We start from the raw sequence: 23160 nt of genomic DNA, 5'->3' as shown, positions 1-23160 counted from the left end.
CACTGGCACCTCCAGCCAGAATCCGGTACCTCCAGCCGCGACCGGCACCTCCAACCGCGATAATGAGGGCATGGACATTCACCTGCTGACCATCGCCGGATGCCCCCACGGCGCCTCGGCCCGGGAACTGTTCGCCAGTGCCCTGGAACTGGAGGGCATCGATCCGGCGCTGCTCACGGTCACGGACATCACCACGGAGAGTGAAGCAGCAGCAGCGTCCTTCCATGGATCGCCGTCCTTCATCATTGACGGGACGGATCTCTTCCCGTCAAGCGCGGACCCGGCCGTCAGCTGCCGGGTGTACCGGGGCCGGGACGGACTATCCGGCCAGCCGGACCTGGAATCCCTGCGCACCGCGATCCGCGGCCGCGGGCCCAACGGATGCCCGGGGACGTGAGCCATGGGACCGCGCCCCGTCGTACCGACGAAGGACGAGATCACCGCCGGATACCGCCGCGCCATCCATGACCTCGCCTCCTGGCTGGAGAACGCCACGCCCGCGGAACTCGGCCGGACCAGTAACGGAACACGCTGGACCAACGAGCAGCTGCTGTTCCACATGGTGTTCGGCTACATGGTCGTCCGCGCCCTGCTGCCCCTGGTCCGGACGGTCAGCCGCCTTCCCACTCGCGCCGGAACCGCGTTCGCCGCCGGATTGAACGCCGGCACCGGCCCCTTCGACGCCGTGAACTACTGGGGCTCGCGCGCCGCCGCCATTGTCTTCAGCAGGCGCAGGATGGCCAGGAAACTGGACAAGACCATCACCGCGCTGACCCGGCAGCTGGAACGCGAGAGCTCCGCTTCGCTGGCCAGGTCCATGCCGTTCCCGGACAGGTGGGACCCGTTCTTCAAGCCGGTCATGACGCTCAACGACGTCTACGCATACCCCACCCTGCACTTTGATTTCCACGCCAGACAGCTGGACTTACCGACCCCGGAGTGACCGGCCGCCGAGTACGCTGATAAAAGGTCTCCCCCCTTGTTCCACGGCGGTTCCCCCGGTGTCTCCGGGAAGGCCGCGGCCTGGGGCAGGAGGAGCAACTTCCGGAAGCAGGAGAATCCATGACCACAGCGAAGCCAGTCATCATCTTCGATGTCAACGAAACTCTTTCCGACATGTCCCCGATGGGTGACCGTTTCAGCGAGGTCGGGGTGCCAGCCGCACTGGCCAAGCTCTGGTTTGCTTCGCTGTTGCGCGATGGGTTTGCGCTCACGGCAAGCCGAGACAACCCATCGTTCGCTGCTATCGGGTCCGAACTGCTCCGGGGCCTGCTGGGCACTGTGGACCTCAACCGCCCGCTTGGCGCTGCGGTCGACCATGTCATGTCAGGAATGAGCGCACTCGGGGTGCACCCGGACGTCCCCGAGGGCATCAGAGGCCTTGCCGATGCCGGGTACCGGCTGATCACGCTCAGCAACGGCTCGGCCGGGATCGCCGCGAAACTGTTCAGCGACGCCGGGATCCGCGACCAGTTCGAGTCACTGCTCTCGGTCGAAGACGCGCCCGCCTGGAAGCCTGCCCCTGCGGCTTACAACTACGCCGCCGCGGCGTCCGGGGCAGAGCCGTCCGGCATGCTGCTGGTCGCCGTCCATCCGTGGGACATCCACGGCGCTGCCCGCGCCGGGCTGCGTACAGCCTGGGTTAACCGGACCGGCGGAAGCTACCCCGGGCACTTCGAGGCACCGGAGCTCACGGTCACCGCACTGACCGGACTCCCCGCAGCGCTGGCAGCCGCCGACTGATCTGATTCCCGGACGAGTCCCTGATCCGGGCACTGGTGGTCCCCCGCTGCTTTTGAAGGATTCCCGGCTTGCCGGGAGCCGGGTTCCCGGAGGCCGGTCGGTGTTACAGGAGGCTGGCGAGGGCCAGGCCGGCGGCCGCGGCGCCGACCGCGGCCGCCGCGGTCCCGATTCCGTTCAGCAGGGCCAGCCCGGTGCGGCCGGACTGGATGAGCCGGACCGTCTCGAAGCTTGCTGTGCTGAAGGTGGTGTAGCCGCCCAGGAAGCCGGTGCCGGCGATCGCCTGCAGCTCGGCGGGGGCTGCGTGGACGATGACCGCTCCGGCAACCAGTCCCAGGAGGAAGGACCCGGTGATGTTGATGGCGATGGTGCCCACCGGCAGGGCGGTCCGGAGTTTGGAACGAACCAGGCCGTCCACCACAAAGCGGGTCCCGGCGCCCAGGCCGCCGGCGAGGCCGAGCAACAGAATAGTCAGGACGTTCACCGCCGGCCCTCCTGCCGGTCACGCCGGGGGGCTGATTCCCGACGCCGGGCCGTGAACCGGGAGTGCCGGGCCGCGGCGGACCGGATCCCGGCGACCGTGGCCACGGCTCCGCCGAGCAGCGTGGCGGCGAGATAAACCACAGCATCGCTGGTCCGGCCCGAGCCGAGCAGGTTGTTGGCCTCCAGGGCCAGGGTGCTGTAAGTGGTGAAAGCACCCATAAACCCGGTGCCGGCAAGCAGGCGGACGATCCTCAGCCGCCCGGCATCGGGGCCGCGGCGGACCAGAGCCTCCAGCAGGACCCCGAGCAGGAACGCTCCGGCCAGATTGATGACCAGGGTGGGCAGCGGCCAGCCTCCGGGGGACGGCAGCACGGTGCTCAGACCGTACCGGGCCAGCGCCCCGACGGTTCCACCGGCAACCACGACCAGCACGAACCCGGGGTGCAGGTGGACCGGGCGGTGGGCGCGGACCTCCCCCAGGGTCCCATCGTCAGCGTCGCCTGGTGGGGCGGTTGTGGTGGTGTCGGGGGTGGCCGGTTCCGTCACTGGCCCTCCTTCGGATGATGTTTGGCCTGCGGGGCGAGCGGGACAACCAGGACGGGCCGGTGCTGGCGGTGGGTGAGATGAACGGCGACGGAACCGACCAGCAACTCCTCGAAGCGGGCTCCGAGCCCGCGCTCGCGGGTGCCGACGACGATCACGGACGCATCCGTTGACTCGGCCAGCCGTCCCAACGCCCGGGCGGGATCCCCGGCCAGCGTCACGAAGGACCAGCCCACCCCGCCCGCGTCCAGCGCTTCCCGGAGGTGGTCCCTGATGCCGGCGCTGATCCCTTCAATGTCGTCGTCGATCCCGTCCGGATCAATCGGCCGCGCTTCGGCCCGTCCGTCCGGTTCTTCGGCGAGGTAGGTCGTCACATCCACGTAGGCGCAGACCAGCTTGACGTCCAGGCTGAACGCCAGTTCAGCGGCCCGGTGCGCGACCGCCAGCGGCTGGCCGGGGACGACCCCCATCAGTACGGGTCCGGTGATCCGGCGCGGGCTATAAGGCACGGGCCCGGCAGCGGGGCGGCTTTCGTTGCCTGGTTCGTTCATGGGCGCTCCTGTCCTGTGGCGTCGACGTCGTTGAGGTGGGTCCCGGCAAGGCCGTAGGGCAGCTCCGGGGATTCATCGGTAATCTCAAGTAGCCGGTTGTATTTGGCAACCCGTTCGCCGCGTGCTGGGGCACCGGATTTCAGTTGACCACAGCCTGACCCTACGGCGAGGTCCGCCACGAACGTATCATCGGTTTCCCCTGACCGGTGCGAGACCATGGCACCGAAGCCTCCCTCGAAGGCAGCCGTGAGGGTGTCGAACGTTTCGCTCACCGTCCCGGCCTGGTTGGGTTTGATGAGTACCGCGCTCGCGGATGCGGTCCGGATGCCGTCCCGGACCCGGTCCGCGGAGGTAACGAAGAGGTCGTCCCCCACCACCTGGACGCGCTCGCCGAGGGCCGCGGTCAGCGCGGGCCACCCCTCGGTGTCTTCTTCGGCCAGCGGGTCCTCCAGGCTCCAGATCGGGTAGTCGGTAATCAGCCGGTCGTAGTAGGAGATGAACTGCTCCGGGGTGTAGGCCCGGCCCGCGACCGTGTAGGTGCCATCCGCGTAGAAGGAGTTGGCCGCCGGATCCAGTGCGATGGCGATCCCGTGCCGGCCCGGGGTGTACCCGGCGTCCTCGATGGCAGCGACGATGAGGTCCAGGGCTTCCTCCGGGCGGCTGATGGCAGGGGCGTAGCCGCCTTCATCTCCCAGGCCGGTCGCCAACCCCTGCTGGTGCAGCCGCCGGGACAGGGCATGGTAGACGTCCGCTCCCCAGCGCAGCCCGTCGGCGTAGGAGGACGCGCCGGCGGGCGCGATCATGAATTCCTGGAATTCCAGTGGGTTCGCCGCGTGCTGGCCCCCGTTGAGGACATTGAAGTGCGGGATCGGCAGCCGCCCTCCCCTGCCCAAGGTCTGGGCTATCCAGGCGTGGAGCGGAGCTCCGGCGGACGCCGCAAAGGCCCGGGCAGCCGCCATGGACACCGCGACGAGCGCATTGGCCCCAAGCCGGGACCTCCCCGGGGTACCGTCCAGGGATACGAGGGCGTGATCTAGATCGGCGAGGTTTGCCCAACTCCGCCGCCTCAGCAGCTCAGTGATTTCACCCCGGACATTGGCAACGGCCCCCTGCACGCCCCGGCCCGAGTACTCCGTGCCGCCGTCGCGCAGTTCGGCTGCTTCGTGCGCGCCGGTGGACGCTCCGGACGGCGCGGAAGCGACCCACACAGTGCCGTCCGCCGCCGTGAGCCAGACTTTCACCGTGGGGAAGCCGCGGGAGTCGAGGATCTGCAGCGCGCGGACCCCGGTGATGTGGAGTTCATTCATGATGGGCATGTGGCACCTACCTTCGGAAGAGCAAAGGTAGGAACCATCAGCAGGGAGGCGGTTCGAACTCACCGCAGCTCGGTGCGGGGCGTTCCGGCGGGATCCATCACCGTGAAAAGAGACTACAGCGACGACGCCGGCCTGCGCCACCCTGCGCCGCTCACTCCTCCGGCCCAGCGGCGTCGCCGGCTGCCATACCGCCCGGCGCCGCCGCCAGATACAGGGGCAGTCCCCAGCCAGCGAAAAAGGCGATCGCTTCGATCCAGGATGCGTTCTCCTCTGCCCCGGCCGCAGCCCCGTAATCGGTCATGGAGTCCGTGAGGTGCCGCATCCGTGCCCGGACCTCCCGCAAACGCGAGGACACCGCGTGCCGCAGATGCTCGGGAAGAGGCCGGCGTGCCGCCAGATGCGCACGACACATCAGCACCGGTTCGCCGGTCATTTCCGGCGTGCAGGGGTCACAGTCCGGACAGACCCTGTTCCGCCAGAGAGGCCGCGTTTCCCGGCACCACGACGTCATGTGCGCGAGCCCGTTCGCTTCACCGGTGAGGGCTTCGGTGTTGGAATTTCCGTATCCCATCCGCAGGCCGGGCAACTCCGGGGAGGCCAGGTCCGCACAAATCCGGCATGGCCCCGCCGGCAGAAGCACGTCGTCCGGGTGACGGTGCAACAGGGTACTTCTTTGATCCAGTCCGGCGGCGACGTGGGCCAGGAGATCCTCGTACAGGACCGTGACGTCGAAAGGCTGGTGCCCACCCCGGGTCCCGGCTCCGGCCTGCCACAGTTCAACCTCCACGACCGCGTAAGCCCAGGTGTGCCGTGAGCACAGACCGAGGGAGGCTCGCAGCAGCCGGCGCATGCTCCCGTCCATAATGTCCCCGTGGATGAACGACCAGAGCTGCCGGACTTCCTCCGCCGACAATACGAACGGGCCCATCGGCACCAACACCCCGGGCAGCCGGCCGCGTTCACCAGGCCCGGGGCCGGAGCTCCCGTTTCGAATCCGCGCCATGGCTCGTCCTGCCCTTCACTCGGAGGCAGGAACCATCAGCCACATCGGCGGTCCGAACCGGCGCATCATCCGGTCCCGGTGGGATCCATCACCGTCATGACAAGGTTAAACCCGCCGGGTGCCTTTCGGCCCAGTCGGTGGGCCGTCCGCCCCGGGTCCTGCCGGCGGTAACGCAGAGCGGACGACGGCGGGACCCTCCGGCCGGTGGAGACGCCGATGACCTCGAAGAGGTTCCTGGCCGGTGCACCGTGTTCGGGTGCGAGATTGAGCATGCCCGCGGTGGCGGCCAGGATTCCCGGCCGGCACCGCGCTTCTGCTTGCGCGGGCCGCTCCCCTACTGACGTGGGAGCGGGCGTCGGCTAAAATCAGGGCCCCAGGGCCAAGCGGCCCGAGGCCCCGGCGATGCGGCCAGGCCGCTGGACCGCCGGGCTGAGCAGAGAGGCCAGTCATGGACTTCGCCCCAGCCAGTGAACATCCGCTCGATCCGTTTCCCTCCTACGAAAGAATGCGGGAGGCCGCACCGGTCTTCCACGACGAGCAATCGGGGAGCTGGCACGTCTTCCGCTATGACGACGTTCAGCGGGTCCTTTCCGAACACGAGAGGTTCTCCTCCCGGATGCACGGCGACGATCCCTCCGAGGCCGGCCATCTGTTCTCGTCCAGCCTGATCACCACAGACCCGCCGCGGCACCGCCAATTACGCTCCCTGGTCACCCAGGCCTTCACGCCCAAAGCGGTGGACGCCCTCGCTCCGCGCATCGCCGAACTCACCGACGAACTGCTGGAGGGGATCGCCGCGCTCGGCACTGCGGACCTGATCGAGGCCCTCGCGTACCCGCTGCCGGTCATCGTGATCTCCGAGCTCATGGGCATCCCGGCCGAAGACCGTGACCGTTTCAAGCAGTGGTCCGACGTGATCGTCAGCCAGACGCGGACCGGCGCACCAACGCAGGAGCACCAGGCCGCGAACCAGGAAATGATGCAGTACTTCCTGAACCTGATCGAACAGCGCCGGAGCCGGCCCGGCGACGACTTGATCAGCAGACTGCTCGCCGCCTAGATCGACGGGCAGAAACTGGGCGTGGGCGAACTTCTGGGTTTCTGCAGTTTGCTGCTGGTCGCCGGCAATGAAACAACCACCAACCTGATAGGCAATGCGGTTCTTTGCTTCACCGAACTGCCCGGCACCATCGAGCGGCTGCGGGACGAACGGGCACTGCTTCCCCAGGCCATCGAAGAGGTGCTCCGCTTCCGCTCCCCGGTCCAGTCCATGTACCGGATCGCGGTTGCCGACACCACCCTGGGCGGCGTCCGGATCCCGGCCGGCGCCCCGCTGGTGGCCTGGATCGGCTCGGCGAACCGCGACGAGCGGCAATTCCAGCGCGCCGCCGAATTCGACATTGACCGGGACCAGCTCCGGCATCTGGCGTTCGGTCACGGCATCCACTTCTGCCTGGGCGCCCCGCTGGCGCGCCTTGAAGCAAGGACAGCGCTGCAGGCAGTCTTGTCCCGGCTTCCGGGCCTGGCCCTGGCCCCGGGGGCGGACCTCCAACGCATGGACAGCACTATCGTTTACGGCCTGAAGTCGCTCCCGGTCAGCTGGCAGGCGGCCTGACTGCCCTGTGCCTGCAGCGTGCCTGCAGGCGGCGCAGCGGCTCTGGCCGGGATGTGGGATCGTTGCTAGCGTGGCGGAATGAACCCGTCGAAGACCCCCGCGGAGATCCTCACGATTGCCGGGCACGAGGTGCGCATCTCGAGCCCGGACAAAATGGTCTTCCCTGAGCCGGGGCTGACCAAGCTCGACGTGGTCCGCTACTACCTCGCCGTGGCCGATGGTGCATTGCGGGGAGCCGGCGGACGGCCCATGGTGCTCAAGCGTTTCCCCAAGGGGATCGACGCCGAGCCGTTCTTCCAGAAGCGGGTGCCGGAAAACCACCCGGACTTCATCGACACGACGACGCTGCACTACGCGTCCGGGACCTCAGCCGAAGAGGCCGTCATCCGGGACGCCGCGGGCCTGGCGTGGGTGGTGAACCTCGGATGCCTGGACCTCAATCCGCACCCGGTGCGCGCCGGGGACCTGGAACACCCCGACGAGCTGAGGGTCGACCTGGACCCCATGCCGGGAGTCGAATGGTCCCAAATCGTCGACGTCGCCTATGTCGCGCGGGAGGTGCTCGACGACGTCGGGCTGGTGGGCTGGCCGAAGACCAGCGGGTCGCGGGGACTCCACATCCTGGTGCGCATCGCGCCCCGGTGGTCGTACCGCGACGTGCGGCTCGCCGCCGAGACCCTCGCCCGCGAGGTCGGGAACCGCGCGCCGGGCCTCGCCACCGCGCGGTGGTGGAAGGAGGAGCGCGGGGAGAGCGTGTTTGTTGACTTCAACCAGAACGCCAAGGACCGCACCGTGGCATCAGCGTACTCCATCCGGCCGGTGCCGGACGCACGGGTCTCGGCTCCGCTGACCTGGGACGAGGTCCGCTCGACCCGGCCCGAACACTTCACGGTACTGACGGTTCCCGAGCGGTTCGCCGACGTCGGAGACCCTCACGAAGGCATCGACGATGCGGTCGGCTCACTCGACGGACTCCTGGCCCTCGCCGCCGAGCTCGGCCCCGCCGAGAAGCCGCCCCGCGGCGTGGACGGCTCCGGCCGCCGGCAGTCGGTGATGCCGCTGATCGAGGTGGCGCGCACCAAAACCAAACCGGAGGCGCTGGCGGCGCTTGATGAATGGAAGACCCGGCACGCGGGCCTCGTCCCGGACCTGCATCCGGCTGACATCTTGGTCGACGGTATGCGCGGTTCGAGTTCGCTCTGGTACCGGGTGCGGGTGAACCTCCAGCACGTCCCTGAAAGCAAACGACCGCCGCAGGAGCTCATCGCGGACTACGACCCCTGGGCGGGCAAAGAGTGGCCGAAGCGGCCCGGGCCCTGAAGCCTCCGGCGCCCGGCAACGGAAACCGGGCTGCCTACCGTGGTGGCGGCGTCGAGCCAAGCTCAAAGCGGTCGCCGTAGACGGACCAGCTGAACGGTGGAACAAGCTCCAGGTTGCCGGCCTCCAGGAGCCCCCTGTGGATGTCCTGGCGCCCGTGCCGCTGGTAGTCGCCCCAGGCCTTGAGGACCTTCACCCGGGCCTCCACCACGGCGGCGAGGTACGTCGACTCGTCCCCGCCCTGGGCCGGGGGTTGGTGTGCCTTCCGGGCCGCCGCCAAGATGCCGCCGAACGATTCGTCGTCGTCCCCTGGCCCGTGATTGACCGACACGTCGTAGTAAATCGCAAGCCCCAGCGGCCCGACCCCGTCCCGGACAGCCTCCTGCAGCGCCGGCCCCCAGTAGACGCGGTCCCGTTCCTCCTGCTGGGCCCGCTGGAAAGCAGGGTCATCCGCCGCCCTCTTCCAGTCCGCCGGAAAGGACGGATCCAGGAGCCGGTGGCTCAGCGCAGGGCGGTCCTTGTAGGGCGCGTCCATGATCTGCTGCAGCTGCGGCAGGTACTGGGCCAACGGGTTTCCCGGGACCGCACGGGTGTAGGCCTGCACGAGTTCGAGCATGTCGCCGGTGCCGCTGCACCAGCCCACGAGGCCGCCGGTGTAGCCCCGTCCGTCATCGATGTCCTCGATGTAGCCGAAGGAGGTGGTCCAGTCAGGCGTGGAGTTCTCGGCGGTGGACGTCAGCTGGAGCGCGATCTCCTTGCACGCCGGGTCGGCGATGTTGGACCGGGCCCGGGTCCGGGCCTGGTTCTCCGGGTCGGCCTGCCCGCCGAGCAGTCCCCGCAGTCGATCCCACATCAGGCCTCCCGAAGTCGTCGTGACCCCGAGACTAACAGCCTGCCAGCCACCGGAACAGGGACCGTCCGGCACTGGTCAGCGCAGTTAAACTAATGGGGTATCCACCTTTTTTGGCTGGCAGGGGACGGGAATATCAATGGCTACTTTTCGGGAACTCCACCACATGACGGAGCCACTCCTGCTGCCCAATGCGTGGGACGTCGGATCCGCCCTGGCCTTTGCGACGGCGGGATTCCCGGCCGTCGGCACCACCAGCTTCGGAATTGCGGCAAGTGCCGGCCTGCCGGACGGAGGCCGGTCCAGCAAGGCGGTCACCGCCGCACTGGCGGCCCAGCTGTGCCGCCTGCCCGTCCACATCACGGCGGACATCGAGGACGGTTACTCCGATGACCCCGCCGAGGTTGCCGACCTCGTCGCCCGGCTGGCCAGTGTGGGCGTTGCCGGGGTCAACCTGGAGGACAGCACGGACGGGCACCTGGTGGACCCGGCAGCCTTCGCCCACAAGGTGGCCGCCGTCAAACGGCGCAGCCCGGCCGTCTTCCTCAACGCCCGGGTGGACAACATCTGGTTCGGCGAAGAGGCCACCGTGGATGCCGTCCTGCACCGTGCCGGTGTGTACGCCGACGCCGGCGCGGACGGGATCTTCGTCCCCGGCCTCGTGGTTCCGGAGGACATCCAGGCCATCACCGCCGGCATCGGGCTGCCGGTCAATGTACTGGCACATCCCACCCTGAGTGTTGCCGAGCTCGGTGGGCTGGGGGTCCGGCGGGTGAGTTCGGGCTCGCTGCCGTACCGCGCAGCCGTTGACGCGGCGGTGAACGTCGTTAGCACCCTGCGCGACGGCAAACAGGCGCCGGCCGCCACCCCCTACTGGGAGATGCAGGCGCGTCTGGTCGCGTTCAGCCAGCGACGCACGGACTAACCATCGGCCCGCGGGCGTGGCTGTCAGCCGTTAGCGTGGCTTTCAGCGGCTGCCGGCTACGGCGCGGATTTCGTCCGCGACGGCCCGGCCCAGCAGTTCGGTGCTGCCGCTGCCGCCCAGGTCGGGGGTGAGGGACTCCCCTCCCCTGGCCAGGACGTTCTCGAAGGCCCGCACTACCGTGGCAGCGGCGGCATCTTCGCCCAGGTGCTGCAGCATCATCGCTGCGCTCCAGATCTGGCCCACGGGATTGGCGATGCCCTTGCCGGCGATGTCCGGGGCTGATCCGTGGACCGGTTCGAAGAGGCTGGGGAACCGGCGTTCGGGATTGATATTGCCGCTGGGTGCGATGCCGATGGTGCCCGTACAGGCGGGGCCCAGGTCGGAGAGGATGTCGCCGAAGAGGTTGCTGGCGACGACGACGTCGAACCGTTCGGGATGCAGGACGAAGTTCGCCGTCAGGATGTCGATGTGGTAGCTGTCGGTCCTGACGTCCCTGAAGTTCTGCGCCATCGCTTCGACCCGCTCGTCCCAGTACGGCATGGTGATCGAGATCCCGTTGCTTTTGGTGGCCGAGGTCAGGTGCTTCTTGGCCCGGCTGTCGGCGAGGGTGAACGCATATTTCAGGATGCGATCCACTCCCGTCCTGGTCATGACAGTTTCCTGGATGACTGTTTCCCTGTCGGTCCCCTCGAACATCCGGCCCCCGATGCTGGAGTATTCACCCTCGGTGTTCTCCCGGACCACGTAGAAGTCGATGTCCCCGGGAACCCGGTCCGCCAGGGGGCTCTTGACGCCGGCCAGCAGCTTCACCGGCCGCAGGTTGACGTACTGATCAAAATGGCGCCGGAACTGGAGCAGACTTCCCCACAGCGATATATGGTCCGGGACCGTTTCCGGGGCGCCGACAGCGCCGAAGAAGATGGCGTCGAAGCCGCTGAGCTGATCGAACCAGTTGTCCGGCAGCATCGTGCCGTGCTTGAGGTAGTAGTCGGCGTTGGCAAAGTCGAAGTCCGTGGTCTGCAACTTAAAGTCGAAGGCCTCCGCCGCCGCTTCCAGGGCCCGGATGCCCTCCGGGACAACCTCCTGCCCAATTCCGTCTCCGGCAATGACGGCAATTTTGTGCGTCCGGGTCATCGGGTTACCTCCCCTTGGGGCATGTCGCCCCGGTCGGGATTGTGCGGGTCCAGGTCCTGCTCAGTGCTGGCGAAGTAGGTGGCGGCCATGTCCTGCTTGGCACGGCCCTGCGCGGCGACCCGCTCCAGACGCGCGGCAGAGGCCTCGGCGCCGTCAAGGCGGAGACCGTGTTCACGGGCGGCGTCGAGGATCAGGCGGGCATCTTTCAGCGAAGTGTCGACCGCGAAGGACGCCGGTTCCAGCCGGTCATCGAGGACCAGGCCCGCCTTGGTCCGCAGGAACGGCAGGTCGAGGCCGCCGCCGTCGATCAGGTCAAAGAACTGGCGGGGGTCCACTCCGAGGGCTTCGGCGAGGGCCAAGATCTCCCCGGCGGCATTCGAGGCCGCGATGACCCAGCTGTTCACGACCAGCTTTAGCCGGGCCGCCGAGCCCGCAGCCGGGTCTTCCCCGGTCCAGAGAGTGCGCGCGCCGATTGCGTCCAGAACCGGCCTCACTCGCTCGCGCACAGCCTCCGGTCCCGCTGCGATCACCACCAGCTGGCCGGCCTCGGCGGGCTCGCGGGTGCCGGAGACAGGCGCCTCGACCAAGTCGAGACCGACCTCCTTCGCCAAGTCCGCAAGGGCCGCTACGTCGGGCACACCGACGGTCGTGGACTGTACCCATGCGGTGCCCGGCCGGATACCCGCGGCTGCCTGCCGAATCACGTCGGTCACGGCGGCAGCATCAAAGAGCATGGTCAGCACCACGTCCGCTCCTGCGACCGCCTGGGCCGGGGACGTTGCTACCTGCGCACCCGCGTCGGCGAGCGGGAGGGCCTTGGCCTGGTCACGGTTCCAGACGTGGACCTCGTGTCCGGCCCGCAGCAGGTTGCGGGCCATCGCGGCCCCCATGATGCCGGTGCCCAGTACTGCCACCTTGCGTTTCGTGTCCATTTTGTCGTCCTCTCGATGTGATCCGGCCTGGATGACCAGGTGCCGGGCTAGGCGAGGTTCAGCTCCTCCGATATGGCCCGGGCGGCCTCCTGCAGGAGGGGAACTGCGCGGTCAGCGAAAGCCTGGTCGACGCGGGAGACGGGGCCGGAGACAGAGATTGCCATCGGCGTGGGCGCGTTGGCCACGGCGGTGGCGAAGCACCGGACGCCGATCTCCTGTTCCTCTTCATCGATCGAGTAGCCCCGCTCGCGGATCATGTCCAGATCCTTGAGGAGCGTGTCGATATCCCCGATGCTCTTGCTGGTCGGCGTCGGCATTCCGGTGCGGGAGACAATCCCGCGCACCGCCGCGTCGTCCAGCTGGGCCAGGATCGCCTTGCCGACGCCGGTGGAGTGCAGGTGCGCGCGCCGCCCCACTTCGGTGAACATGCGCATCGAGTGCCGGGACGGCACCTGGGCGACGTAGATGATCATGTCCCCGTCCAGCACGGCGACATTCGAGGTCTCCCCCAGCCGGTCCACCAGCGATTTGAGCTGGGGCCGGGCCAGGACTCCGAGCTGCTTCGTGGCACTTTCGCCCAGGCGGATCAGCCGGGGCCCCAGCGAGTACCGCCGGTTCGGCAACTGCCGCACATAGCCCAGCGTGACCATGGTCCGGAGGAGCCGGTGGATGGTGGGAAGCGGCAGGGAGGTGGACGACGACAGTTCGCTGAGCATGACCTCGCCCCCGGCGTCGGCAATCAGTTCCAGCAGCTCGAAGACCCGCTCGACTGACTGGACGCCTCCCGGGGCTCGCTCTGCCATGGCACGATCTCCTGAAATCCCTGCCGACAACTAATATCCGCATCGTGAAATATTCTCTGGCTTCCCAACATACAGCACCGCTGCCTGCGGTTTCCGGAGCGCACCGCGGCGCCGAATGGGCGCCGCGGTGCAAGGTCCCGGGCAGCAGCGTCGTCGGCTAGATGCCCTTGCCTGGGTTGAGAATTCCGAGCGGATCGAACACACCCTTGATCGCGTGCTGCAGTTCCAGGGACTCGCTGCCGAGTTCGTCGACCAGCCAGTCCCGCTTGAGGATTCCGACACCGTGTTCGCCGGTGAGGGTGCCGCCCAGGCTGCGGGCCAGTTCGAACATCTGGCCAAGCGCAGCTTTCGCCGGTCCTTCAGTCGACGGCTGGCCTTCATCCAGCACGATCATGGGGTGCAGGTTGCCGTCGGCGGCATGCGCGACCGTGAAGATGCGGACACCGGTGCGGCGGGAGATTTCCTCAATGCCGGTCACCATTTCGGCGAGGCGTCCGCGCGGCACACCGACATCGCCGATGCAGACGTTGCCCAGCAGTTCCAGCGACGGGATCGCCTCGCGGCGCGCCCGCAGCAGTTCGGCGGTGCGCTCGGGGTCCGTGGCCTTCTCATAGGACGTGGCGAGGGGTTCGATTGCCTGAATCAGCACGTCCTGTTCCAGGAAAGCTCCGTACCCGTCCGTCTGGGCGAGCAGGAACGCCCCGCCGCGGCTCCGGTAGTCGGTGCCCAGGGCGGCATCGACGGCAGCCAAAGTGGGTCCGTCCATGAGCTCCAGCACGGACGGCGTGATGCGGGAGGCGATGATGGCGGAGGCGGCCTGGGCGGCGGTGACAATGTCCGGGAAGAACGCCGCCACCGTCGCGGTCGAGACCGGAAGCGGCCGGAGGCGCAGCGTCGCTTCGACCACCACGCCCAGCGTCCCCTCCGAGCCGATGAAGAGGGCGTTCAAGTCGTACCCGGTGACGCCCTTGATGGTTTCGCGGCCGGTCACCAGGACCCGGCCGTCCGGCAGGACCACCTTCAGCGCCAGCACGGACTCGCGGGTGACGCCGTATTTGGCGCACCGCATGCCGCCGGCGTTGGTGGCAATGTTTCCGCCGATGGAGCAGATGGCGGTACTGGCAGGATCCGGGGCGTAAAAGAGGCCGTGCTCACCGGCGGCGGCGTTGACTTCGGCATTGAGCACGCCGGGTTCGACGACGATGAGCTGCTCGAGCGGGTCGACGCGCAGCACCCGGTTCATGCCCGACAGGTCGAGGACGATCTCGCCGGCCTGGGCTGCCGAACCGGCAGCCAGGCCGGTTCCGGCGCCCCTGGCCACGATGGGGATGCGCCCCGCCGTCGCACGGACCATGGTCTCGACGACGTCGTCGATACTGGTCGCATAGACGACGCCGTCCGGCAGCGTCGCGGGCGTGTATCCGGACCGGTCGGTATTGACGTTCATGCGGTCGGTTACGTCGGAGGAACCGTGCCGGGCCGCGGCGACGAGCGCCGCCCCGGCCTGTGTGTTGATCTGGTTAGCGGTAGTGCTCACAAGGTCTGCTCTCTATCGGTGTCTTGAACGTTTTCCGTCCGGCCGTGCCGGACATGTCGGCGCCGGTGCCCTGTGGTACCGGGCCCCGGCCGTTGCCTAGGGGACCATCCAGCCCAGGACTGGTGTGGACTGCAGGACGATCAGGACGGTGATGAAGGCCAGCAGCCCCAGGCTCCAGCCCAGCAGCTTGCGGAACAGGACACTTTCCGCCCCGTCGAGGCCGACGGCGGCGGACGCCACCGCCAGGTTTTGCAGGGAGAGCATCTTGCCCAACACACCCGCCGAGGAGTTCGAAGCCGCCATCAGCGTCGGCGAAAGCCCGGTCTGCTGCGCGGCGGTGACCTGCAGCTGCCCGAAGAGCGAGTTCGACGAGGTGTCCGAGCCGGTGAGCGCCACGCCGATCCAGCCGAGAAGCGGCGACAGGAAGGCGAAGAATCCTCCTGCGGAGGCCAGGGCGATGCCCAGTGAGTTCGTCTGCCCGGAGACGTTCATAACGAACGCCAGCGCCAGGACGGACGTGACCGACACGATGGTCCAGCGGAGCTGGAAAAGGGTGTCGCGGTAGATCCGCACTCCCGCCAGGGGCTTGAGCTTGTACAGCGCCATGGTGATGATTCCCGAGATCAGGAGCAGCGTGCCGGTGGCTTTGAGGTGGTCAAGCTTGAATTTGTGCGCGGCAACCTGGTGTCCGGCGGGATCCACGGCATCTATCCCGGGCCATTCGAAGGTGACGGAGCCGACGGCGGTGAGCCAATTTTTCACGCCCGGGAGCTGGGCAATCGAGAAGACGGCCATGATGATCAGATACGGTGCAACAGCCATCCATACGTCGCGGTTGGGCGGCCTGACCGCGGCGCCGGCGGACCCTGCCGGCACTCCGGTATCCACCGGGGCACCGTTACGGCTGACACCGCCCAGGCCGGAGGACGTTCCGTAGCCGGTGCGGGCCGGAGCGCCAGCGTTGACCAGTTCCGCTTCGGCAGCGTCGCTTCCCCCGACGTCGTGCATCCCGACAATTTCCGCCGGCTGCCAGAACCTGAGCATGAGCAGGACAGCCGCGACCGTTGCGATGGCGGCAATGACATCGGTGAGTTCGACGACGAGGAAGTTGGAGGCCAGGAACTGCGCCACGCCGAAGACGATGCCGGAGACCAGAGCCACCGGCCAGGTCTGCCGCAGGCCGCGCTTGCCGTCGACGATGAAAACGAGGATAAGCGGGATCAGGACGGCCACGAAGGGGGTCTGGCGCCCCGCCATGGAGCTGAGGTCATGCAGCGGGATGTTGGTCACACCGTTCAGGGCAATGATCGGAGCGGCCATCGCTCCGAAGGCGACCGGGGCGGTGTTGGCCAGCAGCGCAACGATGGCTGATTTCAGGGGCTTCATTCCGGCAGCCATGAGCATGGCGCCGGAGATCGCCACCGGTGCGCCGAAGCCCGCCAGCGCCTCGAGCAGCGCGCCGAAACAGAACGCGACCAGGATAGCCAGGATGCGCAGGTCGTTGGAGATGGACCTGATGGTCCGGCCCAGGACCTCGAACCACGGTGTCGCGACCGTGAGTTTGTAGACCCACAAGGCGTTGATGAGGATCCAGAGGATCGGGAAGACGGCGTAGAAGGCGCCTTGCGCGGTGGCGCTGAGGACCTGGACGAACGGCATCCGCCAGCCCACGATGGCCAGGACGATCGAGAGCAGCAGGCTGGCAATGGCTGCCTTGGGTGCCTTGACCCGGAAGACGCCGAGCAGAATGAAAAGAAGCAGCAGCGGGAGCGCGGCAACCACCGCCGAGAGGGCCAGGGACCCGGCGATCGGATCGATAATCTGCTGGAAAGGCTCAAGCCTTGGACTCACAAAAACTCCTTTGTTTTGTCGAGCATTGGTGGGCCAAGAGCCCGCGGCGAGAATTCAGCGGCGCAAAATTCCGCATGGTGAAATTAATCTCTTGTTCAGTGGATAGACCATATGTGCGATCCAGATCACAGTCAACAGCCGCCCGGGCGGGTCGTGCGGGGCCGGGGCCGGCCGTGGAACGCCGTTGACAGCCGCGGCGAGGGTGACTAGTTTTTATAAATCGATATTTTTATTCCGCAATACGAAATTGAACGGAGCGTGACCGGGATGCCGAATCATCTGGAGACGAACGGACTCCACGTCGCGGAGGAGCTCTACGCCTTCGTCCGGGACGAGGCGTTGCCGGGGACCGGACTCGAGGCCGAGCAGTTCTGGGCCGGCGCTGCCGCCCTGGTGGCCGAGTTCTCACCGCGCGTGCGGGACCTGTTGGGCGTCCGCGAGCTAATGCAGCAGCACATCGACGACTACCACCGCTCCCAGGGCACGACGCCCCTGGACCCGGCGGCATACGAGGAGTTCCTCCGGTCGATCGGCTACCTGGTCGAGGAACCCGGCGAGTTTACGATCAGTACGGACCGGGTCGATACCGAGATCGCCACAGTGTCCGGGCCGCAACTGGTGGTCCCGCTGCTGAATGCGCGCTTCGCCGCCAACGCGGCCAACGCCCGGTGGGGCTCGCTGTACGACGCGCTGTACGGCACCGACGCTATCGACGACGCCGACGGGCGCGGGCAGACGGACGGCTACAACCCGGTCCGCGGGGCCGCCGTCGTCGCGTTCGGCCGCCGTTTCCTGGACGAGCACACTCCCCTGGCCGGCGGGTCCCACACCGCCGTTACCGCTTACAGGATCGCGGACGGCACGCTCGTCGCCGAAACACCGGATGGTGAAACCGGACTGGCAGACCCGGCCCAGTTCGCCGGTTACCGGGGAGAAGCCGAACAGCCGGAATCCGTGCTGCTCGTCCACCACGGCCTGCACGTGGAAATCCAGATCGACCGCAACCATTCCATCGGCTCCGGCGACCAGGCAGGGGTCAAGGACATTGTCCTCGAATCCGCCCTGACGACGATCATGGACCTCGAGGACTCGGTCGCCGCCGTCGATGGCGGGGACAAGGTTGAGGGCTACCGGAACTGGCTGCAGCTGATGCAGGGCACCCTGACCGCTGACGTGACGAAGGGCGGACGCACCCACACTCGCCGGCTCAACCCCGACCGCGTCTACACCGCACCGGATGGCTCAGAGCTGACGCTGCCCGGCCGTTCGCTGCTGCTCATTCGCCAGGTGGGCCACCTGATGACCAGCGATGCCGTGCTCGATGCTTCCGGCGCCCCGGTGCCTGAGGAGATCCTCGATGCCTTGTTCACCGGACTGGGCTCAGTCCACGACCTGCGCGGGCCGCATGCCGGCCACAACTCGCGGACCGGGTCGGTCTATGTGGTCAAGCCCAAGATGCACGGACCCGCCGAAGTCGCGGTTGCCTGCGCGCTGCTGGCCGGCGTCGAGGCGGTGCTGGGCCTGGAGCCGCTCACGCTGAAAATCGGAATCATGGACGAGGAACGCCGTACCTCGGCAAACCTGAAGGCCTGCATCCGGGAGGCCCGGGAGCGGGTGGCTTTCATCAACACCGGCTTCCTGGACCGCACCGGCGACGAAATCCACACCTCCATGCAGGCCGGCCCCATGGTCCGCAAAGCCGACATGCGGAACTCGAGCTGGATCAAGGCGTACGAGGATGCCAACGTCGACATCGGGCTCGAATGCGGCTTCAGCGGGCGCGCCCAAATCGGCAAGGGCATGTGGGCTGCTCCGGACAACATGGCGGATATGCTGGCCCAGAAAGGCGGCCATCCGCTCGCCGGCGCTGACTGCGCCTGGGTCCCCTCGCCGACGGCCGCCACCCTCCACGCCATCCACTACCACCAGGTGGACGTCGATGCACGGCAGGCCGAGCTCGCCGGAAAGCGCCGCTCCACCCTGCGGCAGCTGCTCACCATCCCGGTGGGCGACCCCGCGGACTGGTCCGAGGAGGACCGGCGCAACGAGCTCGATAACAACATCCAAAGCACGCTGGGCTACGTGGTGCGCTGGGTGAACGACGGCGTCGGATGCTCCAAGGTGCCCGACATCCACGGCACAGCCCTGATGGAGGACCGTGCCACCTGCCGCATCAGCTCCCAGCACGTCGCGAACTGGGTTCTGCACGGAGTCGTGACCCGGGAGGAAGTGGAGGCATCACTGCGGCGGATGGCCGCCGTCGTCGACGACCAGAATTCCTCGGACCCCGGTTACGCACCGATGTCCCCCGCCTTCGACGGCGAGGCGTTCCTCGCCGCCCGCGAACTAGTCCTCGAGGGCGCCACCCAGCCTTCCGGCTACACCGAGCCCGTCCTGCACCGCCGCCGGGCCGCGCACAAACACACCGACGATCTGGCAAGGAACGCCTCATGAACCTGACCCTTGAGTCCGCCCGGACCATCATCGACGAAGCCCTCGCCGCAGGCCGGCAGCGTGAGTTCAAACCACTTACCGTCGTCGTGCTCGACGCCGGCGGCCACGTCATCGCCGCCGCACGCGAGGACGGCGCCTCAAACAACCGCTTTGAGATCGCCCAGGGCAAGGCCTACGGCGCGCTGGCCCTCGGCATGGGCTCGCGCGCCATCATGGAACGCGCCGAGCAGCAGGCGTATTTCATCTCAGCGGCGACCGCTGCCTTGGGCGGCCGGCTCATCCCGGTTCCCGGCGGTGTACTGGTACGGGACCACGACGGCACCGTCATGGGTGCCGTCGGGATCACCGGCGACAGTTCGGACAATGACGAGACCGCGGCAACGACGGCGGTTAAGGCTGCCGGCCTGACGCCGCAGGCGGACTGACGGTCCGGCACCGATCCGCTGAACACCGTCCGCAAGGACGGAGGGGCCCATGTCGTGACAGGCATGGGCCCCGCCTGTTTCTGGGCGGCATGAAACAGGAGCACGTCTCCCACGCTCCGTCCATCCGGCCATTGGTTTCGCGTATATCGGAATGTATCGTTAAGTATCGTTAGCGATCCATTAAGGAGACCAGCATGCGTAATTCATACCCGGCCGGCGGCTTCGGCACCCCCAATATTGACGGCATGTGGCAGGCGGTTGAAGAGCTGCGGTCAAGATTTGAGAAGCGCGCCGGCAGCCGCGCGGGACGCGGCGAGGTGCGGTCCGCGGTGCTTGCCCTGCTCGCGGAACGGCCGATGCACGGCTACCAGATCATCCGTGAAATCGAGGAGCGCAGCAGCGGCAGCTGGAAGCCGAGCGCCGGTTCCGTTTACCCCACGTTGCAGCTCCTGGCCGATGAGGGGCTGATCCGGGCCGAGGAGTCCAACGGCCGCAAGATCTACTCGCTGACCGAGGCGGGCCGGGAGGTTGTAGCCGGTGCCGACACCTCGGCACCGTGGGAGTCCACAGGCCAGGCAACCGGCCCCGGGTTCGCGGCACTTCCGAAGGCCGGCGTCGAACTGGCGCAGGCCGCGGCGCAGGTGGGTCGCACCGGCTCGCCGGAGCAGGTGAAGCAGGCCGTTACGGTGCTCGATGAGGCACGTCGCCGGCTGTATTCGATCCTCGCCCAGGATTGACGCGGGTGGCGTCGGTTCGTCGGGACCGGACAGCTCCGGTACCCGGCGCCGGGGACACCCGCGCCCGCTACCGCCGCATCCTGCGCTTCGCTGCGTGGCATCTCGCGGTGACCTGGTGGTTCGAGCTGCTCCTCCCCCGCATCGGGCTGGGCGGCATTGCCGGGCGCACCCGGACGAAGCGGATGCGGCGCTTCGCGCAACGCTTCCACGTGCTCGCGGTGGAGCTGGGCGGCCTCATGATCAAGGTGGGCCAGTTCCTGTCCTCCAGGCTGGACGTGCTTCCGCCCGAGATCACCAAGGAGCTCGAGGGACTGCAGGACGAGGTGCCACCGGTCCCGTTCGCCGCCATCCGGGCACTTGCCGAGACGGAACTGGGCATGCCGCTGGACCAGGTTTTCGCCTCCGTCGATCAGACGCCGATCGCCGCCGCGTCGCTCGGGCAGGCCCACCGCGCGCAGCTCCTTCCCGTTAACGCCGCCGAGGCCGGGATGCGCAGCGTGGTGTTGAAGGTGCAGCGGCCGGGCATCGACGCGATCGTCGACGTCGACCTGGCGGCGCTGCGCAAGGTGGGCGGCTGGCTCAGCCGGGTGCGCTTGGTTGCCGACCGGGCGGACATGCCCGCCCTGGTGGAGGAGTTCGCGCAGATCAGCCTTGAGGAGATCGACTACCTGCATGAGGCAGCGAACGCAGAGCGCTTCGCAACCGACTTCGCCGACGACGACCGGGTGGCTGTGCCACGCGTCGCCTGGGAGTGGAGCACCCGCCGGGTACTGACCCTCGAAGACGTTACGGCGATCAAGATCACGGATTCGGAGGCGCTGCTGGCGGCAGGCATCGATCCGGTGCAGGTTGCCCCGGTGTTCGCGTCGGTCATGTTCGAGCAGATGTTCACCAGCGGCTTTTTCCACGCCGATCCCCACCCCGGCAACATCTTTGTCACCCCGGACACCGGATCAACCGCAGCCCGCCCGTGGAAGCTGACGTTCATCGATTTCGGCATGATGGGCGAGGTTCCTCCCACGACCCGCAGCGGCTTGCGGAAACTTCTCATCGCGGCCGCATCGCGTGACGGCAAAGGCCTGGTAAGCGCGGTCAGGGATGTGGGGGTGCTGCTGCCGTCGGCCGACACGGCCGAGCTTGAGCGGGCCATGACGCACCTCTTTGCCCGGTTCGGCGGGATGGGCTTCGCCGAGCTCCGTGAGGTGGACCCGCGGGAATTCCTTGATTTTGCGGTGGAGTTCGGCGACCTGGTCCGCTCGCTGCCCTTCCAGTTGCCGGAGAACTTCCTGCTCATCATCCGGGCGATGTCACTGACCTCGGGGGTGTCCAGCTCGCTCGATGCCCGGTTCAATCTGTGGGACGCGGTGGAACCCTATGCCGCGCAGCTGCTGCGCGACGAACGTGGCAACATCGTCCAGGACGTGGCCCAGCAGGCGCTCGACGCCGCCGGGCTGGCACTGGGTCTGCCGAAGCGCCTGGACCGGCTGCTCACCCGGATCGAGGACGGCTCGCTGTCCGTGGCTAACCCGCGTCTGGAACGGCAGCTGGCCCGGCTGGACCGCACGGCGCAGCGAACGGCATCGGCCCTGGTTTTCGGCGCCCTGCTCATTGCCGGTTCCGTCGTCCGGGCGGACGACGCAGTGCTCGGCAGCGTGCTAATGATCGCGTCGGTGGTTCCGCTGCTGCACGGGCTCTGGACGGGGCGCCGCGGCCTCTAAGTGCCCTCTGCGCCCGGTGGCATCCTGGTGCCGCCGGGCGCAGACTGCTTAGGCCAGGCGGGCCCGGACGATTTCGCTGACGGTCTTGCCGTCGAAGCGGCCGGCGACCTTGGCGGTGACCGGCTTCATCACGGCGCCGATGGAGCGCATGGAGAGCTCCTGGCCGTCGGCCTTCAGCGCGGCGATTGCCTCATCGACGATCGCTTCGACTTCCGCACGGGTCAGGGCCTTCGGCAGGTACGCCTCGATGATTTCCGCCTCCGCGGACTCGGCAGCGGCGCGGTCGGGTTCGCCGGCTTCGGTGTAGATGCGGGCGGTGTCACGGCGCTTGGCGGCTTCCTTCTGCAGCAGCGAAGTCACCTGGGCGTCGTCGAGCTCGACCGGGGTCTTGCCGGACTTTTCACGGGTGCTGATTTCGCCCAGCACATTCCGGACGGTCGTGAGTGCGGTCTTATTGCCGGCCTTCATGTGGGCGATAACGTCGTCTTTCAGTTGGTCCTTGAGCGTCATGGTCTTCCTCTTCTTCATCGGTGGTGCGTGGCAGCCTACTAGCCAGTCTCCCCCAGCCTGGCGCGGATAGCGTCGTCGAGCATGCCTGCCCGCATTCACTCCGGCATCCCCGCGGAAGGTGGCACCATGGGGAGATGACTCCCGCACACGGTTTTTCCGGCTTCGGCCGGCGTCCCCAGCCCATCAAACCCGCAGCCGGCCAGGAATCGGTGTGGGACTACCCGCGGCCGCCCAGGGTGGAGCCGCGATCCGAACGGGTGACTGTGCGGCTCGGCGGCCAGGTGATTGCCGACACCACCGATGCCGTGCGCGTGCTGGAGACGAGTCATCCCCCGGTGTACTACTTGCCGTTCGGCTCATTCCCCGCCGGTGTCCTGGTCCCGGTGCAAGGCACCAGTTTCTGCGAGTTCAAGGGTGAAGCGCATTACTTCGACGTCGTCGCCGGCGGAGTCGTCGTTCCCCGCGGCGCGTGGACCTACCCGGAACCCGCCCGCGGTTTCGAGGCGCTCGCCACCCGGGTGGCGCTCTACCCGGGCCACATGGACTCCTGCGAGGTCGACGGCGAGCGGGTGACCTCCCAGGAAGGCGACTTTTACGGCGGCTGGATCACCAGGAACATCGTGGGTCCGTTCAAGGGTGGCCCGGGCACGTCCGGGTGGTGAGGATCCGGCTCCCGCGCTGAACCGACGGGTCGGTCCTCCCGGCTCACCGGGACC

The 23160-nt window shown here is 67.7% G+C and carries 25 protein-coding genes and 2 riboswitches; of the genes, 12 read left to right on the top strand and 13 right to left on the bottom strand.

From position 1 onward, the window contains the following. Positions 1–70: 70 nt before the first annotated feature. The 3 genes from AC1MBE_RS00180 (at position 71) to AC1MBE_RS00170 (ending at position 1743) form a co-directional block, all read left to right on the top strand. Positions 71–397 carry a hypothetical protein gene (locus AC1MBE_RS00180; protein WP_479779962.1) on the top strand — a complete coding sequence of 109 codons (327 nt, stop codon included), beginning with the start codon at positions 71–73 and terminating at the stop codon, positions 395–397. Between the two features lie 3 nt (positions 398–400). After that, entirely contained in the window at positions 401–943 is a 543-nt protein-coding gene (locus AC1MBE_RS00175; protein WP_479779960.1) for a DinB family protein, read from the top strand. A gap of 119 nt (positions 944–1062) precedes the next feature. Further along, positions 1063–1743 (top strand): haloacid dehalogenase type II, encoded by a 681-nt coding sequence (locus AC1MBE_RS00170; RefSeq protein ID WP_479779958.1) that lies wholly within the window; start codon positions 1063–1065, stop codon positions 1741–1743. A 103-nt stretch (positions 1744–1846) separates the two neighbouring features. Here AC1MBE_RS00170 and crcB read toward each other — a convergent pair whose 3' ends face one another. From crcB to AC1MBE_RS00140, 6 genes are all read right to left on the bottom strand, one after another. After that, positions 1847–2215 carry a fluoride efflux transporter CrcB gene (gene crcB / locus AC1MBE_RS00165; RefSeq protein WP_346958348.1) on the bottom strand — a complete coding sequence of 123 codons (369 nt, stop codon included), beginning with the start codon at positions 2213–2215 and terminating at the stop codon, positions 1847–1849. 5 nt (positions 2216–2220) lie between these two features. Continuing rightward, positions 2221–2769: a fluoride efflux transporter FluC gene (locus AC1MBE_RS00160; protein WP_479779956.1), complete on the bottom strand. Its 549-nt coding sequence runs from the start codon at positions 2767–2769 to the stop codon at positions 2221–2223. Next, the gene (locus AC1MBE_RS00155; RefSeq protein WP_479779954.1) at positions 2766–3317 is read right to left on the bottom strand and encodes a universal stress protein; all 552 of its coding nucleotides are present in this window, start codon (positions 3315–3317) and stop codon (positions 2766–2768) included. The genes AC1MBE_RS00160 and AC1MBE_RS00155 overlap by 4 nt, the downstream gene beginning before the upstream one ends. Then, complete coding sequence (gene eno, locus AC1MBE_RS00150; protein WP_479782693.1) at positions 3314–4624, bottom strand: phosphopyruvate hydratase; 1311 nt, start codon at positions 4622–4624, stop codon at positions 3314–3316. Before eno ends, AC1MBE_RS00155 begins: the two co-directional genes overlap by 4 nt. A 30-nt stretch (positions 4625–4654) precedes the next feature. Next, positions 4655–4744, bottom strand: a riboswitch (Fluoride riboswitch). Positions 4745–4784: 40 nt separating this feature from the next. After that, positions 4785–5483: a hypothetical protein gene (locus AC1MBE_RS00145; protein WP_479779952.1), complete on the bottom strand. Its 699-nt coding sequence runs from the start codon at positions 5481–5483 to the stop codon at positions 4785–4787. A gap of 172 nt (positions 5484–5655) precedes the next feature. Further along, positions 5656–5738, bottom strand: a riboswitch (Fluoride riboswitch). Next, positions 5702–5908, bottom strand: coding sequence for a hypothetical protein (locus tag AC1MBE_RS00140; protein WP_479779950.1), 207 nt, complete (start codon positions 5906–5908; stop codon positions 5702–5704). Its footprint overlaps the riboswitch before it by 37 nt. Positions 5909–6084: 176 nt before the next feature. Between AC1MBE_RS00140 and AC1MBE_RS00135 the strand changes: the two genes are divergently transcribed. The 3 genes from AC1MBE_RS00135 to ligD all read left to right on the top strand — a co-directional run bounded on the left by AC1MBE_RS00135 (position 6085) and on the right by ligD (position 8571). Then, a complete protein-coding gene (locus AC1MBE_RS00135) occupies positions 6085–6696 on the top strand; it encodes a cytochrome P450 (protein ID WP_479779948.1) in 612 nt (203 codons plus the stop codon). A gap of 21 nt (positions 6697–6717) precedes the next feature. Continuing rightward, positions 6718–7251: a cytochrome P450 gene (locus AC1MBE_RS00130; RefSeq protein WP_479779947.1), complete on the top strand. Its 534-nt coding sequence runs from the start codon at positions 6718–6720 to the stop codon at positions 7249–7251. A gap of 78 nt (positions 7252–7329) precedes the next feature. Continuing rightward, positions 7330–8571 (top strand): non-homologous end-joining DNA ligase, encoded by a 1242-nt coding sequence (ligD, locus tag AC1MBE_RS00125; RefSeq protein ID WP_479779946.1) that lies wholly within the window; start codon positions 7330–7332, stop codon positions 8569–8571. A gap of 34 nt (positions 8572–8605) precedes the next feature. Here the strand turns inward: ligD and AC1MBE_RS00120 are convergent, their stop codons facing one another. Then, entirely contained in the window at positions 8606–9421 is an 816-nt protein-coding gene (locus AC1MBE_RS00120; RefSeq protein ID WP_479779944.1) for a chitosanase, read from the bottom strand. A 136-nt stretch (positions 9422–9557) separates the two neighbouring features. Here AC1MBE_RS00120 and AC1MBE_RS00115 point away from each other — a divergent pair, with 136 nt between their 5' ends. Next, positions 9558–10343 (top strand): isocitrate lyase/PEP mutase family protein, encoded by a 786-nt coding sequence (locus AC1MBE_RS00115; RefSeq protein ID WP_479779942.1) that lies wholly within the window; start codon positions 9558–9560, stop codon positions 10341–10343. 42 nt (positions 10344–10385) lie between these two features. On the opposite strand, the gene AC1MBE_RS00110 is transcribed toward AC1MBE_RS00115, so the two are convergent. The 5 genes from AC1MBE_RS00110 to AC1MBE_RS00090 form a co-directional block, all read right to left on the bottom strand. Next, positions 10386–11477, bottom strand: a complete 1092-nt coding sequence (locus AC1MBE_RS00110; RefSeq protein WP_479779940.1) for a tartrate dehydrogenase — start codon at positions 11475–11477, stop codon at positions 10386–10388. Then, a complete protein-coding gene (locus AC1MBE_RS00105; protein WP_479779939.1) occupies positions 11474–12409 on the bottom strand; it encodes an NAD(P)-dependent oxidoreductase in 936 nt (311 codons plus the stop codon). The genes AC1MBE_RS00110 and AC1MBE_RS00105 overlap by 4 nt, the downstream gene beginning before the upstream one ends. A 47-nt stretch (positions 12410–12456) precedes the next feature. Further along, positions 12457–13212, bottom strand: a complete 756-nt coding sequence (locus AC1MBE_RS00100; protein WP_479779937.1) for an IclR family transcriptional regulator — start codon at positions 13210–13212, stop codon at positions 12457–12459. 157 nt (positions 13213–13369) lie between these two features. Continuing rightward, positions 13370–14659 carry an FAD-binding oxidoreductase gene (locus tag AC1MBE_RS00095; RefSeq protein ID WP_479782691.1) on the bottom strand — a complete coding sequence of 430 codons (1290 nt, stop codon included), beginning with the start codon at positions 14657–14659 and terminating at the stop codon, positions 13370–13372. 186 nt (positions 14660–14845) lie between these two features. After that, positions 14846–16600, bottom strand: a complete 1755-nt coding sequence (locus AC1MBE_RS00090; protein WP_479779936.1) for an L-lactate permease — start codon at positions 16598–16600, stop codon at positions 14846–14848. Between the two features lie 267 nt (positions 16601–16867). On the opposite strand from AC1MBE_RS00090, the gene AC1MBE_RS00085 reads away from it, so the two are divergent. From AC1MBE_RS00085 to AC1MBE_RS00070, 4 genes are all read left to right on the top strand, one after another. Further along, positions 16868–19054, top strand: coding sequence for a malate synthase G (locus tag AC1MBE_RS00085; protein ID WP_479779934.1), 2187 nt, complete (start codon positions 16868–16870; stop codon positions 19052–19054). Beyond that, positions 19051–19479, top strand: a complete 429-nt coding sequence (locus tag AC1MBE_RS00080) for a GlcG/HbpS family heme-binding protein (protein WP_346958272.1) — start codon at positions 19051–19053, stop codon at positions 19477–19479. Before AC1MBE_RS00085 ends, AC1MBE_RS00080 begins: the two co-directional genes overlap by 4 nt. Positions 19480–19673: 194 nt before the next feature. After that, positions 19674–20216, top strand: a complete 543-nt coding sequence (locus AC1MBE_RS00075) for a PadR family transcriptional regulator (protein ID WP_479779932.1) — start codon at positions 19674–19676, stop codon at positions 20214–20216. A gap of 5 nt (positions 20217–20221) precedes the next feature. Beyond that, complete coding sequence (locus AC1MBE_RS00070) at positions 20222–21934, top strand: ABC1 kinase family protein (protein WP_479779930.1); 1713 nt, start codon at positions 20222–20224, stop codon at positions 21932–21934. 48 nt (positions 21935–21982) lie between these two features. Here the strand turns inward: AC1MBE_RS00070 and AC1MBE_RS00065 are convergent, their stop codons facing one another. Continuing rightward, entirely contained in the window at positions 21983–22444 is a 462-nt protein-coding gene (locus tag AC1MBE_RS00065; RefSeq protein ID WP_479782689.1) for a GatB/YqeY domain-containing protein, read from the bottom strand. Between the two features lie 134 nt (positions 22445–22578). On the opposite strand from AC1MBE_RS00065, the gene AC1MBE_RS00060 reads away from it, so the two are divergent. Beyond that, positions 22579–23106, top strand: a complete 528-nt coding sequence (locus AC1MBE_RS00060) for a DUF427 domain-containing protein (protein ID WP_479779928.1) — start codon at positions 22579–22581, stop codon at positions 23104–23106. The last annotated feature ends 54 nt before the right edge of the window (positions 23107–23160 follow it).

It is taken from the genome of Arthrobacter sp. BG5 (assembly GCF_056680155.1).
This window is presented reverse-complemented; position numbering and strand designations above follow the sequence as displayed.

Coding starts and splice junctions, on each gene's coding strand:
- AC1MBE_RS00180 (WP_479779962.1), top strand. CDS start 71: ATGGACATTCACCTGCTGACCATCGCCGGATGCCCCCACGGCGCCTCG.
- AC1MBE_RS00175 (WP_479779960.1), top strand. CDS start 401: ATGGGACCGCGCCCCGTCGTACCGACGAAGGACGAGATCACCGCCGGA.
- AC1MBE_RS00170 (WP_479779958.1), top strand. CDS start 1,063: ATGACCACAGCGAAGCCAGTCATCATCTTCGATGTCAACGAAACTCTT.
- AC1MBE_RS00155 (WP_479779954.1), bottom strand. CDS start 3,317: ATGAACGAACCAGGCAACGAAAGCCGCCCCGCTGCCGGGCCCGTGCCT.
- eno (WP_479782693.1), bottom strand. CDS start 4,624: ATGAATGAACTCCACATCACCGGGGTCCGCGCGCTGCAGATCCTCGAC.
- AC1MBE_RS00145 (WP_479779952.1), bottom strand. CDS start 5,483: ATGCGCCGGCTGCTGCGAGCCTCCCTCGGTCTGTGCTCACGGCACACC.
- AC1MBE_RS00140 (WP_479779950.1), bottom strand. CDS start 5,908: ATGCTCAATCTCGCACCCGAACACGGTGCACCGGCCAGGAACCTCTTC.
- AC1MBE_RS00135 (WP_479779948.1), top strand. CDS start 6,085: ATGGACTTCGCCCCAGCCAGTGAACATCCGCTCGATCCGTTTCCCTCC.
- ligD (WP_479779946.1), top strand. CDS start 7,330: ATGAACCCGTCGAAGACCCCCGCGGAGATCCTCACGATTGCCGGGCAC.
- AC1MBE_RS00120 (WP_479779944.1), bottom strand. CDS start 9,421: ATGTGGGATCGACTGCGGGGACTGCTCGGCGGGCAGGCCGACCCGGAG.
- AC1MBE_RS00115 (WP_479779942.1), top strand. CDS start 9,558: ATGGCTACTTTTCGGGAACTCCACCACATGACGGAGCCACTCCTGCTG.
- AC1MBE_RS00110 (WP_479779940.1), bottom strand. CDS start 11,477: ATGACCCGGACGCACAAAATTGCCGTCATTGCCGGAGACGGAATTGGG.
- AC1MBE_RS00105 (WP_479779939.1), bottom strand. CDS start 12,409: ATGGACACGAAACGCAAGGTGGCAGTACTGGGCACCGGCATCATGGGG.
- AC1MBE_RS00100 (WP_479779937.1), bottom strand. CDS start 13,212: ATGGCAGAGCGAGCCCCGGGAGGCGTCCAGTCAGTCGAGCGGGTCTTC.
- AC1MBE_RS00095 (WP_479782691.1), bottom strand. CDS start 14,659: ATGAACGTCAATACCGACCGGTCCGGATACACGCCCGCGACGCTGCCG.
- AC1MBE_RS00085 (WP_479779934.1), top strand. CDS start 16,868: ATGCCGAATCATCTGGAGACGAACGGACTCCACGTCGCGGAGGAGCTC.
- AC1MBE_RS00080 (WP_346958272.1), top strand. CDS start 19,051: ATGAACCTGACCCTTGAGTCCGCCCGGACCATCATCGACGAAGCCCTC.
- AC1MBE_RS00075 (WP_479779932.1), top strand. CDS start 19,674: ATGCGTAATTCATACCCGGCCGGCGGCTTCGGCACCCCCAATATTGAC.
- AC1MBE_RS00065 (WP_479782689.1), bottom strand. CDS start 22,444: ATGACGCTCAAGGACCAACTGAAAGACGACGTTATCGCCCACATGAAG.
- AC1MBE_RS00060 (WP_479779928.1), top strand. CDS start 22,579: ATGACTCCCGCACACGGTTTTTCCGGCTTCGGCCGGCGTCCCCAGCCC.